6 protein-coding genes are annotated in these 14,597 nt (G+C 43.1%); 3 read left to right on the forward strand and 3 right to left on the reverse strand.

Features of this window, described 5'->3' with window-relative positions:
- The first annotated feature begins 698 nt into the window (after window positions 1–698).
- From FHG64_RS02725 to FHG64_RS02735, 3 genes are all read left to right on the forward strand, one after another.
- The gene (locus FHG64_RS02725) at window positions 699–1,820 is read left to right on the forward strand and encodes an acyltransferase family protein (RefSeq protein ID WP_139064966.1); all 1,122 of its coding nucleotides are present in this window, start codon (window positions 699–701) and stop codon (window positions 1,818–1,820) included.
- Window positions 1,821–3,182: 1,362 nt separating this feature from the next.
- Window positions 3,183–4,328, forward strand: coding sequence for a hypothetical protein (locus FHG64_RS02730; RefSeq protein WP_139064967.1), 1,146 nt, complete (start codon window positions 3,183–3,185; stop codon window positions 4,326–4,328).
- A gap of 1,370 nt (window positions 4,329–5,698) precedes the next feature.
- Window positions 5,699–6,784, forward strand: coding sequence for a sensor histidine kinase (locus FHG64_RS02735; protein ID WP_139064968.1), 1,086 nt, complete (start codon window positions 5,699–5,701; stop codon window positions 6,782–6,784).
- 7 nt (window positions 6,785–6,791) lie between these two features.
- On the opposite strand, the gene FHG64_RS19095 is transcribed toward FHG64_RS02735, so the two are convergent.
- The 3 genes from FHG64_RS19095 to FHG64_RS02745 all read right to left on the reverse strand — a co-directional run bounded on the left by FHG64_RS19095 (window position 6,792) and on the right by FHG64_RS02745 (window position 14,587).
- Window positions 6,792–6,950: a hypothetical protein gene (locus tag FHG64_RS19095; protein WP_168191288.1), complete on the reverse strand. Its 159-nt coding sequence runs from the start codon at window positions 6,948–6,950 to the stop codon at window positions 6,792–6,794.
- Window positions 6,951–7,137: 187 nt separating this feature from the next.
- Window positions 7,138–9,012 (reverse strand): hypothetical protein, encoded by a 1,875-nt coding sequence (locus FHG64_RS02740; RefSeq protein ID WP_218937543.1) that lies wholly within the window; start codon window positions 9,010–9,012, stop codon window positions 7,138–7,140.
- Window positions 9,005–14,587 carry a hypothetical protein gene (locus FHG64_RS02745; RefSeq protein ID WP_139064969.1) on the reverse strand — a complete coding sequence of 1,861 codons (5,583 nt, stop codon included), beginning with the start codon at window positions 14,585–14,587 and terminating at the stop codon, window positions 9,005–9,007. The genes FHG64_RS02740 and FHG64_RS02745 overlap by 8 nt, the downstream gene beginning before the upstream one ends.
- Window positions 14,588–14,597: the final 10 nt, after the last annotated feature.

Raw genomic sequence — 14,597 nt, forward strand, 5'->3', positions numbered from 1 at the left:
CTTGGTGAATTTTATCACTGTTTTGCGGATAGTAAATCCGCGCCATCGGATCTATAAACTTGAGGCACCATGCGCGATCAAAATTACCATTTCCAAATTTTGTTCTCAACAGGAATCAAGCCCTGAAAGGGCGCCATCTGTCAGCATCCCGTGAAGCGGGATGATATATCCAGACAAGTCCTAAATAGCCCTGAAGGGGCGTAATCAAAATTCCACGGTTGGATAATTGATACCAAAAGTAAGTCGGATCTCATATTTATTCAGGAAACACCTCCTTCAATTCGATCTATCCTGCTGCTAATCGGGGATTAATTTTCCCTTTCGCTATCCCTACAGGAAAAATTCTATCGAAAACCTGGTGAACCCGCGAAGAGTATCCAACGACTTTCTTCTCTCCTACCTTTAAATAATTCTTCTCGAACTGGGGATTCTACCGCAAGAGAAATTTTAAAAATTTCTCAATTCTGCAGGCAAAATGCACACATTTATATTTCTATATGATTTATATGGAACACATTAGCATAAAATTTAATATTTTCCTAAAAAATTTAAAATATTTTTTAATTTTGAGCCTTTCACACCTCACTTTCCCTACAAAGTGTTTTTTTAAAATTGCAGCTCTTTTTGCTGTTAATTCTCTTAAGCAAATACTTTGATCCGAATTAAGCAACTACCATCTGTTAGAACCTGGAGAATTAATGATTAAGCCTCTTACCTCCCTTAGGTTTATCTTTGCTTTTATGGTATTTTTAAGTCACCTGGACTGGATGCCCGCGAGTGAAAAAATGTTTTATAAGATCTTCGATAACTTATTAAGCAAAGGTTATATAGGCGTTAGCTATTTCTTTGTCCTAAGTGGTTTTATACTAACCCTTAACTACAAAAAACGTCTTTTAAAAAAGAAGGTGAGCACAAGAAAATTTTGGGTGGGACGTATAGTCAGGATCTATCCTTTACACCTTTTTACTTTATTGCTCTCATTGCCTATATTTATTAGCGGAATTCTAGAAGAACCTTCTTCGTGGCTCACCGGCTTTTTAAGTAATGCTTTCCTGTTACAAAGTTTTATTCCTGCAGAAGATATATATTTTGGTTTTAACGCGGTTTCCTGGAGTATATCCAATGAACTCTTTTATTATCTCCTTTTCCCTGGCCTACTGTATCTACTTTATAAAAAAAAGAATCTGGTATTTTACTTTTCTATTTTTATAGGAATTATGCTTTTGGCAATGTGGATAAGTAAACCAGAGCAGTACATTTTTCTTTTTGCTATAAATCCCTTATTCAGGATTTCTGACTTTATAATGGGCATGCTACTATACAGGATATATGAAACCAAAATTTTTTCGAAATATTTTGAGAATGCACGCACTGCAACTCTTCTGGAAGTAGGTGCTATAGCTTTGTTTTTTATTTTCTTTGGGTTTCATTCCTTTATACCGGTCCCGCTAAGAATATCAATGTTTTTCTGGCTTCCTATTATGGCACTTATATTTATTCTGGCACACCAGGCAGGAAGAATTTCTTACTTGCTTTCCCACAAAAGATTAATCCTTCTTGGGGAGATAAGCTTCAGTTTTTACATGCTTCATGGTCTTATTATGAGATATATCCTGGCGTTGGACCGGCGTATTAAGTTGGTGGAACAGGAATATGTACTAATGCTAATAAGTTTTCTGGCAGTGCTTATTGCCAGTTATTATTCTTATAATTATCTGGAACGACCTGCAAATGTCTATCTTAAAAAGAAATTAAGCCCAGGACAGGTACCATTAACACCCACATTAGAAAAAATTGCAGCGAAGAAGAATATTACTTAATCTTACAGATTGCACATCTGCGCCAATGAATTATTCGGTAATTCATAAATTCTAGTAATTAGGTGCTTTTTTAAAAAATTTTAAAAGCTCCTTCCCTTTTTCAAGCCCCGATAGGGAGGCGGGGGATGGGTTGATTGGCTTTGGCAATCATTCTCGTAATTAAAAACTCCCCGGCCAATCAGGACGGAAAGGTTTTGGCGGGGGAAAAATATTCTCATAATCCTATATAACTGCGGAAAACGGAGATTCGAAATCGTGAATTCGGGATTCATTAATTCGAAACCTGGTGAAGGGATCGTCGCGGATTACAAATCCGCGCCAATGGTGGAAAAAGAACCAAGAGACAAGAGACAAGAACCAAGATCCCAGCCCCAATAAAGAGGACGAAAGAGAGGAAAAAAAGTAAATCATATTACAAATCCGCACCATCCCTTTTAGTAAAAACTTAAAAGCTCCTTCCCTTTTTTCTAGCCCCGAGAGTGGATCGGGGGGTGGATTGATTGGCTTTGGCAATCATTCTCGCACCTCTAAACTCCCCGGCCAATCAAGACGGAAAGGTTTTGGCGGGAGAAAAATATTCTCGTAATCCTATATAACTGCGGAAGCCGGATATTCGAGAATCCTGAATTTGGGAAGCTGGAGAATGTATCGTCGCAGATTACAAATCCGCGCCATCGGGATTACAAAGCCGCGCCATCGGGTTCGGAAGTTTGAGGCACCAGGCGCAATCAAAATTACCATTTCCAAATTTTGTTCTCACCAGGAATCAAGCCCTGAAAGGGCGCCATCTTTCAGCATCCCGTGAAGCGGGATGATATATCCAGGGAAGTCCTAAATAGCCCTGAAGGGGCGTAATCAAAATTCCACGGTTGGATAATTGACACTCAAAATAAGAAAAAGGTTATTTAATTGGCTAGTTCAGTTAGTTCGGGAAGGGTACTGGCGGGGGAAAAGTATTCTTGTAATCCTAAATAACTGCGGAAGTCGGATATTCGAGAATCGTGAATTCGGGAAGCTGGAGAAGGGATCGTCGCGGATTACAAATCCGCGCCATCGGGTAATTGACACTCAAAATAAGAAAAAGGTTAGTTAATTGGCTAGTTCAGTTAGTTCGGAAAGGGTTCTGGCGGGGGAAAAATTTTCTCGCAACCACCCGGTTTACTGCGGAAACTAATATGGAAACAAAAATATATACCCATGTCCGTTTCTTACAATGAAAAGACAAATAACTTCCTTATATTGAGTCGTTTATTAATTTTAAGGTAAAACAGTGCCTGAAATTATATATACAAGACATTACTTCCCTACATCAGTTAGCCCACGACCGTTATTATTATTAATTCATTACATAAACTACCTGTTATGAGAAGCTTTATTCTTTCCTTTCCGCAAAAATTCCTCTATCTCTTCATTCTTACAATGTTCCTTTCATCCTGCAGTTCAGATGATGATCTTGTGGTTCCTGAAGATCCTATAGGAGCACCAATAGAGAATCCCGTTGAAACCCCTTCAGAAACACCAGATGAAGATCCCATGCCCTGGCAGCCACTGGGAGGTGGAATGGATGATACAGTTATGGACCTCCTTGTCTTCGAGAACAACCTGGTGGCAGGAGGCTGGTTTGAAAAAGCCGGGGATGAAAATGTGAGTTTCGTCGCACAATGGGACGGCACTTCCTGGAGTAAAATGGGAAGCGGGATGGATGATATCGTATATGCCTTTGCAGACCATAATGGCACCTTGATCGCCGCGGGCTGGTTCAACAACGCCGGCGGGCAGAGTGCCAAATATGTCGCCAGCTGGGATGGGAATGACTGGCAACCTATGGGTGCCGGAAGAACAGAAGCTACAGTCGCCCTTACCATATTCAATGATGAAGTAATTGCCGGCGGCTATTCAGAAACCGGTGGCGAGGACAGCAACCGTGTGGCCAGGTGGGATGGAAACCAATGGCAAAATATGGGCACCGGCATAAATGCTGCTGTATGGGACCTGGAGGTCTATAAAGATGAACTATATGCCGGGGGCTGGTTTGATAAAGCAGGAAGCCAGACCGTAAATTATATCACCCGCTGGGACGGCAATAACTGGACGGCCCTGGGCACCGGCCTTAATGGCGCGGTGGAAGTGCTGGGCATTTTTGAGGACGGTCTTATCGCAGGCGGGGCCTTCACCACAGCCGGTGGGGAACCTGCAAACGGGATAGCCCGCTGGGACGGTTCGCAATGGCATGCACTGGGCGATGGAGTAGATGGAAGTGTTTATGCACTTACCGTTTACAACGATCAACTAATCGCTGCCGGTACCTTCGAAAATGCCGACGGGAAACCTGCAAGCAATATCGCCATCTGGGATGGGGAAACCTGGAATGCCCTGGGAAGCGGTCTCAGTGACTGGGTAATTGCTTTAACAAATTATGAGGACACCTTTGTTGCAGGAGGGGATTTTCAAAGATCTGGTGAGGATTCCGTGAACTTCATCTCCGTATACGAGAAACCGGAAGAGTAAGAGTAACACGGGGTTAAAGATTCGAGAATCGTGAATTCGAGATTCGTTAATTCGAAATCTGGTGAATGAATCGTCGCGGATTATAAATCCGCGCCAACGGTGGAAAAAGAACCAAGAGACAAGAGACAAGAACCAAGATCCAAGATCCAAGACTAATAAAGACGAAAGAGAGGAAAAATATAAGTCAGATTGCAAATCCGCATCATCCCGTTTAGTAAAAACTTAAAAGCTCCTTCCCTTTTTTCAAGCCCCGATAGAGAGTCGGGGGATGGCTTGATTGGCTTTGGCGATCATTCTCGCACCTCTAAACTCCCCGGCCAATCAAGACGGAAAGGTTTTGGCGGGGGAAAAATATTCTCATAATGAATCGTGGCGGATTACAAATCCGCGCCAACGGTGGAAAAAGAACCAAGAGACAAGAGACAAGAACCAAGATCCAAGATCCAAGATCCAAGACCTAAAGACGAAAAAGAGGAAAAAGAGGAAAAAATATAAGTCAGATTGCAAATCCGCACCATCCCGTTTAGTAAAAACTTAAAAGCTCCTTCCCTTTTTTCAAGCCCCGAGAGTGGATCGGGGGGGTAGATTGATTGGCTTTGGCAATCATTCTCGCACCTCCAAAATCCCCGGCCAATCAAGACGGAAAGGTTTTGACGGGGGAAAAATATTCTCGTAATCCTATATAACTGCGGAAAATGGAGATTCGAGAATCGTGAATTCGGGAAGCTGGAGAATGAATCGTCGCGGATTGCAAATCCGCGTCATCGGGTTCGGAAGTTTGAGGCACCATGCGCGATCAAAATTACCATTTACGAAATTTGTTCTCACCAGGAATCAAGCCCTGAAGGGGCGCCATCTGTCAGCATCCCGTGAAGCGGGATGATGTATCCAGACAAGTCCTAAATAGCCCTGAAAGGGCGTAATCAAAATTCCACGGTTGGAGAATTGATACTCAAAATAAGAGATAGGTTATTCAATTGGCTAGTTCAATTAGTTCGGGATTTCATAGGTCGTAATTCCTTTCAAGGATTCGTCGCGGATTACAAATCCGCGCCATCGCTGGAAGGGTTCTGGCGAGGGAAAAATATTCTTGCAATCCCGCCTAACTGCGGAAACCGGGGATTCGAGAATCGTGAATTTGGGAAGCTGGAGAATGAATCGTCGCGGATTACAAATCCGCGCCATCGCTGGAAAAAGAACCAAGAAACAAGAGACAAGAACCAAGATCCAAGAACCAAGAACCAATAAAGAGGACGAAAGAGAAGAAAAAATTGTAAATCAGATTACAAATTGGCGCCATCTCGTTCAGGTTAATTCAATTAATATAAGTAGCCAATTTTTCCTACATTTACCTACACCCCAATCCTATAATGGAAATCGATAAATTTCATCAACAAACAGACCTGAATCTTGAGCTTTTCTTTTCACTTTCTCATGATTTCCTATGTATAGCCGGTTTTGATGGCTACTTTCGAAAAATAAACCCTGCATTTATAAAAGCCATGGGATATACCCGGGAAGAACTTTTTAGCCACCCTATAAGTCATTTTGTTCACCCCCTGGATAAGGAAAAGACTGCAGAGACCCGCGCAAAAATTTTAGAAGGAATTCCTTTGGTTCACTTTCAAAACCGCTACATCACTAAAACCGGCGGGATCATTTGGCTTACCTGGACCTCAGTTCCGGTACCGGAAAAAGAATTGATATATGCTATTTCAAAAAATATTACGCATATAAAACAACTTGAAGAAGATCGGCATTTCAGGATAAGGGATCTTACCTCGGTAAATTCAGGATTAACAAAATTGAGTTACACTACCTCTCACGATCTGCGCGCACCGGTAAATAATTTAATAGCTCTTTTTGATCTATTGGACCTCACCAAAATTGAAGATGAGGAAACCTTGTTATACCTTGATATGTTAGAGAAATCCATTCTCAAATTAAAAATTACCCTTAACGAGCAGGTGGACCATCTCAGGGAAAATCAACTTTTAAAACCGGGGTTGGAGGAGGTTAATTCAAAAGAGATCCTGTATAATATTATAGATTCTCTTAGGTCTATTATTGATACTACAGGAACAACCTTCGATATTGACTTTTCAGAAATTGAAACCCTTCGCACCAACAAATTTTATCTGCACAGTATCTTTCTTAATTTGATCACTAATTCGATAAAATATTCCAAACCCGGGATCCCTCCACAAATAAGCATTGTTTCCAAAAGAACTGCGACAGGTGTGGAAATTGAATTTTCAGATAATGGAATTGGATTGGATATGGAAGAAAATGGAAATAAATTATTTGAATTGCACCAGGTGTTTACCAACCATCACGATAGTAAAGGTATTGGGCTCTATTTAGTAAAAAGTTATATGACCAGCCTGGGAGGTACTATTAAAGCCAGCAGCGAAAAAAATGTGGGGACTACTTTTACTTTATGTTTTAAGAGTTAAACATCTATTATGAAACCCTCAACCTGTTCTCGATACTCTCGCTGCCGGTATCTTCCGCACCGGGATAATTAAACTTTTCCAGCAATTGAACGTAATCCTCATTTGTCCAGAATTCTTTGATCTCATCAACCGTCTGGACTTCCTCTATTTTCATTGTGTATTTCATCGTGAACTTTTTATTCGAATGTTATATTTTCCGAAGCGGGCAGTATAATCTAATTAAATGACTAAAGGCTTGTATGAAGTCACAACTTTTGGTGGAGGGGATTGGTTAATTGGGGATTGGTTGATTTACGTCAGGTCGGGGATTTAATGATTGGTTGTCCCGCAATTAAAAATCTGCTACAATCATTTTAGTCCTTTTTCACATCCACGGTCCTGTCAAATGCCAAACCGCTATGGCCCTGTCCCCTACCGGTTTGTTTGCCGGCGCCAAACCAGTTAACAACTTTACCGTTGTACCAACGTGCCCGTTGAAAATTTTGAAATACCCGAATTCCCGCGCGGGGTACTTCTTCTTCGTGAATGAAATAGGGTTTTATTTGTAAAAGGTCCAGGCCATCCCTTAATATTTGGGTACGGGGTTTAACTTTTTCGATGTTTTCAGGATTGTCATTTTCGAGAATGCGGGGCATAGAAGCTCTTTGCAATTGGATTTCAGTGTCACTCACCGACGTCTGCACCGGGATAAATGGAATCCAGTTTTCCGGTACGCTATTCATGATCTCATAGCGTATTTTAGCCTGATAATTAGGCTTATTTTCTTCTGCATTAGCATTTCCTAAAGATCTATCAAGGATTTTTTGATAAAACCCGTGCAACTCATCGGCAGCCTCGCCACCAGGTTTAGGGGAGCCGGTAGATAACGGTACCTTTTTTTCTATTGCCCATACCATATTGGCAACTTCATCCCGTAAAAAGTATACTTCCTCCAGCGGTTTTCCCTGCTGGATCTTTTCTACGGTGGGCAGGACAAGTAAACTATTATCGGCCGGTTGCCGCTGTTCCCCTTTCCGGCTAAGGGCAAACATGTTCCATCGTTTCCAGTCGTCATCCAGCCCTTTTCCCGCGGCTTCTATCCACAGTTTTTCACCAAAAACGTTCGTCACAGAAAGACCTCTTATATCGGCAATACTTCCGGCAGGAAGTGTTAACGGTACGATGAACCAGTCATTGGCGTATACTAGCCCAAATTCCATAAACAGCAGCTTGTTGACATCTGTAGTGTCAGGTTTAATATCTCCAAAGTTCACCCGGCCATCTTCAAACTTCCACCAGCGGGTATCGGGCATTCCATCAAAGTATACAGGTACGGGAAAAAAGGAACGGGTTTCCCGGCTCTGAACATTCTGTGGTAGATTGCCGGTTTCATTCATTTCCAGCTCACCGTTATTGGGGGCTACGTCCAGGTTATACCAATCCAGATGCCCGTGGTAATATTCATCGGCCACCATTGTTTTTTTTGCATTTCCTTCCGGAGCAGATACCTCAAAAGCATACTCCATGCGGGAAGGATCCCAGGCGTTATTCTTTTCTTCTTCCGGCTGAAGGAATAAGGTCTCATACCATTTGACAAATTTTTCGCCCAGCTCATCGAGATCCTGATTCCCGGAATTGACAATAGTATCTGAGGCTTTATGAGCTGGGTTTTCCTTCAGGTATTTGTAAAATGTATAACCATCCATACTTCGTCCGGCGATTGCCATGCTTAATTGCCAGGCTTCGGGATGTGCCACGGTAGTGGCTTGAGATTTATCTTCCGGATCGGGCAACTCGAAAGGGTATCGCTCTATATATTCTTTCCTTAAATCATTAGGATGCATTTTTATGAGTTTAAGCCATTGCCTCCCCATAAGCAAGCGAATATCCAGAGATGTTTTACTACCTGCCTGCTCAAACTGTAACTTTTTTTGTTCCACCTTCGCCTCCAGCGGGACCTCATCATCATAGGTTTGAACAGCGTTGTTTGCCGCCTGATATTTTGTTATGCGCGTTGTGGCCAGCTGCACTTTTGCAAATGCCGGGGAACCGGCATCCTCACCCTTGAACTCACCCATTTGCCACTGTTTCGTTAGCATCCATAAGGGATCCCGCACTTCAGCATTTAAAACCCGGTCAAAATCATCTGCCCGGGGCCTCGCTTCCAACCGGTTCCACATGGTTATTGCAGACAGCAATTTTTCATCAAAAACCTGTTTGAAATTGTCTATAGCTATATATTTATTCATGAGGATCGGTATTTAATTTATGGTAAACCAGGTTATTAAAAGAATAATTTAATGACGCGGTAATAGGATGCACAGTGACCGGGGAAACGGTAGCCGGTAAAAACCTGGAATAACTGGTTTTATCAATATCTCCTGGTTCCACCGCTCGTTTTTTGGCCTGGTCCAGAGTGTCATTTACCGTCTCGAGTAGATCTTCCCAATTCCAGCTGCCGGTAAACTTTGTAGGCAGCGCGAGCAGCATCACCTGTGGGGGTTCACTGTTTGGACGGTCATAGTGAAAGGTAGCTCCCACATCTTCAGTTTTTGAAGGAATAAGCTCGGTCCATTCGTCCAGTAATAATCCGCATTGTCTTTTGCTTTTATCAAAAACAGTAGCATAATGAGCTGTGTAAAGCAGCCTGTCCTCAGCCAGATTTTGATCTTCCGGAAAAGGCAGGGCCATCCAGTTATCTCCCTGTCGAAAAGGCAACTGAACAGGCCGCAGGTCTGGACTATTCTCTGTAAAAGCTTCACTCATCATGCAAAGGCTTTCCCAGGCTTTGGCCTTTTCCCTCACCCGCGCCATACCGTACAACCAGTCATCCACAGGGAAGTTTATTTTCTCTACCTCTTCCAGATGTTTTAATAACCCGTCGTCCCTTAGTGAATTTGCCCATTCTTCAGCATTTTCCTGTGGCATTTCGAACTCAGGGATCATTTTAAAATCCTCTCCAAAAATCTGGCCTCCTGCTTCCTGCAACAATTCCACGCGTTTTTTCCCTGCTTGAAGAAGAATTGCTTTGCTTAAAAGTTCCTGTGCTTTATCAAGCCGTTTTTTTAAATCCTTTTCCAGGCTTTGGGCGTGGGAAGCTAATTCCTCCATAAAAAGTAATACCTGATCTTCCTGTGGTGTTAATTCAAACTCCTCTAAATCATAATCTGTAACGGGTAAATGTTTTTTTACCTCTTTAAGAAGCTCGCTTAGTGAATATTTCTCATTCTGTATATCTTTAAAAGCGTCCTTCGATTTAATAAAATTGCTTTTAATTAAATCAAGTTTCCCTTTATAGACTACGGCATCCATTCCGGTGAATGAACCTGTATAGATTTTTCGTCCTGCTGAAATTAAAAGTTTCAATTGCTCTTCTTCGGTAGCTGTTGCCGGCGGGTTTTCATATTGGTCTATAAGTACATTAAATTCTGTAAGTTTCTCATCCCAGCGTTGCACCAGCTGGTCTACTTTGGCCATAACAGCTGCGTAAAGCACCCTTTTCCGTTCGTGAATAAACCCAGTGCCCGTTTGGGGTAAACCATAGGCTGCCAATATCCTTAGAATTTCTAAATATTTATTAGACTGAATATCGAGTTTCTCCAATACCTGTTCCCGGTTAGCTTCTGTATCAGAAAGTAAGGATTCCAGCTTGCTGCTAAAATCCACTATTTCTGTCATTTTTCCTTCTACCTGGCTTTTGGCCTTTAGCACCCGATTTTCATCCAGAAACATGCTATCATTTTTAGAAGTGTGTGCTTCGTTAGGCAGTGCAATGTCCATAGGCTCCAGCGGCCGTGATTGCAGGATAAGGGTGCGCAGCGGCTGAATTTGAGCATTCAGCTCAAAAAAGTTGATCTTACTAGTTAACCGGCTCGTATACTCAATTTTTATCTCTGCATCGGGACGTGGGGTCAGGGTATCCCGCACATGGTTTTCAATAACATCATCCAGGGCTGTCATCGCCTGCCCGTCGCTTTGATTAACCAGGAAAAGCAGGTCGAGGGGCTGCAGCTTCAGGGCCTCCACTGTTAGGGTGTCGGTTCTCATTGAGCTGCTGCTGGGGTCGTAAAAGCTCACCTTTACACCTATCTTGTCCATGGGTAAAACATTAGCCAACCATTTATTTAAAGCCGGTTCAGCATCGGCACGTGGCGTGATGGGATCCCCAGGGAGTGAATCTATAGGATAAAGTCCGGTTTCAAACTGGAGTCCTAATCTATGGGTGAGGTTCACTCCACTGCGCGGCGTCTGCACCACCTCGGGCTGGGGAGGAAAATTCCCCTTGCTATAGGCTTCCATGGTAGCAGCAGCGCGATCGTAATTGCCCAATACTACCTGATGCACACTTTCTGCCATAGCAACATCGGCAATGGCATCATTCAGGTTGATGATGTTCTCCACTTCTTTATCAATGGCAATCTTAATTTCTTCTGATGGTGCTTCGTTTCCATTGGCCGGCAGGATGTTTTCTTTACCGAAGGGGTAATTTTTTATATTACTGGTTTTTACCTGATTAATAAGTGCCAGTCCATCCACTACATTCCTGGCTTCAATAGCCTCAATAGGATCGGAATCTTCGGTTTCGGTATCCTTATTTTTATCGGCCCTCAAGGGGAATGCCTTCCGAAGCTTATAGATATAATAATCAATATTCCCCAGTTTCTCCTTTTGATCGTGCAGCTCCCGCTCCAGGTAATAACCCAGCAATTCAGTTAAGCTCTGGCCGGCCCTTATACCTTCAACCAGTGACAAAGCCTTGCGCACCCTTTCTGAAGACAGGTTGATTTCGTAAGTCTGCGGGTTGTCATCACTCATATACGCGTTTCGTAAAATTGCAGCGGTCACAGCATGGTTCAAAGATGGCGCAAGAATAAAGCCTCCGTTTTGATCATCGGCCATCAGCGGTGGTTCATCATTCCGGTTAAAATGTTCAGCCAGTTCTGCATCCTCCAACTTTTTTGGGTTCAGCTTTTTATTTTTTGGACGCACGTCTTCCAGCCATCCATAGGCACCAAGGTATATACCAGATTTGGCGGAAACTCCATTATCATTCCCTCGTCCAAACCGCATCGCAGCCAGTTCATAGTTTGCAAAGGCATTTTTCCAGGCATCCAGCCTGTAGGTGCATAAGTCAATATGTTCGGTCAATAACCTCTCCAGCCTGGCGGTGGGTGTCTTTTCCAGCTTTTCCAGGGCATCCAGTTGCTTTTTAAGATAAGAGGATTTTAGCTCGGTCTCTATCACCTGTGGTATATAGTCCCCCAGCAACTGCTGGTTATTCCCGGTAATTTCGGGTGTGGCTTCATATAAGGCTTTCCATCTGCTTTCACTGGCCGGACTGCCCTGCTGCTGGAAATGGATAAATTTAGGCTCCGCTTTAGAGTTCCTGTAATCTGAAGCAGAAATTTGATTCGCCTTTAATCTTAAGATCAGGCTTGTGTTGATATACCCGAGATCAAGAGAATGTTTCAGCATTAAATATAATAAGGCTGAAGGGGTTTTATTATCTGTAAAACCTTCCTGCTTTCTAAGGGTATCATGAGATGTGTTGGCCGCCTTTCGAAGCCACTGCAGGTAATTTTCATTTTCGGTTGTTATAGGTTTTAAAGGTTCAGTTTCCGAAAGTTTCGCCTCATCCACCAGATGACGAAAAAGCTTATTTTGGCTTCTCAGAAAGAATTTTTCCAGGATCTCCGGCGTTTCCTTTGTCTCGACACCAAATTTTTTCAGCAAATCCTTTCCGCTTTTTTCATAGGTTCCTGCAACGATAAGCCCGATGAATACTCCCAACCCCCCGGAAAGCTTAAAGCGATTGATCACAGCCTCCTTACTTTCAGCATAGCGCTGGTAGAACTCCACAGAGGTGGGACTTAGACCGACGATATCCAATAAGATCTGATGCGCATCGCCACGTTTTCCCACATAAGCAGCTTTTTTGAACAGCGATGACCAGTCATTATCTATTTGTTCCAGGATCCTGTAAAGCTTCGGAAGGAATACTTCGTTTCCTTTGATCCAGGGAATACCCTCAACCCTTGGGAAATTCCGCGGTTCCAGCCATTTAATTTTGGAAAAATTGGTGGTAGGCAGGATTCCGTAAGGTTGCCTTCCTATTTTTATAGCAGGTACAGGCCCACGGCCGCTAACAAAATTGTTAAAGAACCAGCGGGTTTGTTCCACGTCATCATCAGTAAAGACTTCCTGCATCAGGCTCTCCATCATATAGCCCAGGGTAGCGGGAAAAAGACAGGTATTCATCGCCTTTGCTTCAGCCTGATCCGGCAGTCCCGCGTGGTAAGTATTTATAAAAAACTCCAGGTCAAGCCCCAGCAACTCCGCCAGCCACTGTCCATCCTTTTTCTCATTCCAGTCATCGTTTTTTGTGAATTGTTCCCCGGCCTTCCGCTGATCAAAGCTCACATCGGGATCCTCGAAATAAGCATAGGCAGCATCGCCCGTTTCCGTATTATTTGTAGGCGTACCCTGCGGCAGAATGCTAAATCCCTTCTTGCTGCGCTGATGGTTTTTAAAAAGGTTTTCTAACTGACTAGTCGTTTCTTCCTTCCCTGCGCTTAGTTTTAACCCCAGGACTACAATCCTGTCAAAACCACTTTTAGCCTGCTCTTCTGAGATGGATATTCTAAAGCCCATACCTTTCTTAACGGCTTCATCAAAATCCACCATCCATTTCAACTCTTTATTCACCTTCAATTCCCCGTTTTCCTGTTGGAGTTGCTCTTCTTTTTCCAGGGAGGGATCGGGACCCATTACTAAAGGAGAAGGTATAAGGTTTCCTATTTGCTGAAAAGCAATATTTTCTGAAGTTTGATCACTGCCTGTATAAGCTGTTATCACAAATCTATCTGGCAGGACATTTGAACGTGCCGCCTGTGACCAGCTTTGCTCTTTTAATTCAAGGTCTTCATCCTTTGGAAATAATATAAAAACCACCTTTACATCTAAAGGATTTTCAGGAGCCGGAGCATTAAAGTTTGAAGGAATTAGATTTTCTATAATTTCGGCTGCCCTTTGTTCCCCGGTATTGGAGATAAGATTTGATTTTGCTTCTTTCTGTGCTTCTTTATTGTTGCCCGCCAGCCAGGCTTCCTTCCAGTAGGTTATGATAGTTTCCTTTTCCGAAGGGCTCTCAGTCACAGGAATAGTTAATATCAGTTCATCTCCTCCTGCACCCGTAGGCTTATTTGCAATATTATCCGGTTCATAATTCTCCAGGATATAACCGGCCCTGCCAGATCCGTAGGTTGCAACCAGGTTGCGCCATGTAGCACGCTCCATTGCCTCCCGTCCGCCTGCTTGCCAAAGACCCTGGTAGTATAGTTTTGCACTCTTAACCTCTGCCAGGGAAAGCCTTTCCTCAAAGGAATCTATCGCACAATCATCAGGATAAACCCGCAGCCACAGCTGGTAATAACTTTCCTGGCCGTCCTTTAACTCTTTAAATCTGGTCTCAATTCGTACCGGCATTAACAGGAAAGGAGTATCATCCTTAAATTTTGAGATCTGCTCCCGTGGATCTGAAAACGGTTGAAAATCACGGAGCAGGCCCTCAACAAGTTGTGATCTTTCTTTAAGATTTGTTTTTCGCTCGTTAAGAGAATTTTTTAAAACCTTTTCCCGGCGATCCAGGCTTTGTTTGCGCTCTACCATTTCGCGATCCTGCAGATCGTATTTCCGCTGAAGGTTAAGTTTTTCCCTCGCCAGGGCCAGCAACTGTTCCTTTCTTAAAATCAGGTCCTGCTTCGCTGCTTCCTTCTCCTTAATCGCGTGGGAGAGCTTCTTCTGTATATCATTAAATTCCGGCATATCCTAAGTT

The sequence above is a fragment of the Antarcticibacterium flavum genome (assembly GCF_006159205.1).
Lineage (GTDB): Bacteria > Bacteroidota > Bacteroidia > Flavobacteriales > Flavobacteriaceae > Gillisia > Gillisia flava.

What these genes read in the sequence shown, in the direction of transcription:
- FHG64_RS02725 (WP_139064966.1), top strand. Translation starts at nt 699, where the DNA reads ATGATTAAGCCTCTTACCTCCCTTAGGTTTATCTTTGCTTTTATGGTA.
- FHG64_RS02730 (WP_139064967.1), top strand. Translation starts at nt 3,183, where the DNA reads ATGAGAAGCTTTATTCTTTCCTTTCCGCAAAAATTCCTCTATCTCTTC.
- FHG64_RS02735 (WP_139064968.1), top strand. Translation starts at nt 5,699, where the DNA reads ATGGAAATCGATAAATTTCATCAACAAACAGACCTGAATCTTGAGCTT.
- FHG64_RS19095 (WP_168191288.1), bottom strand. Translation starts at nt 6,950, where the DNA reads ATGAAATACACAATGAAAATAGAGGAAGTCCAGACGGTTGATGAGATC.
- FHG64_RS02740 (WP_218937543.1), bottom strand. Translation starts at nt 9,012, where the DNA reads ATGAATAAATATATAGCTATAGACAATTTCAAACAGGTTTTTGATGAA.
- FHG64_RS02745 (WP_139064969.1), bottom strand. Translation starts at nt 14,587, where the DNA reads ATGCCGGAATTTAATGATATACAGAAGAAGCTCTCCCACGCGATTAAG.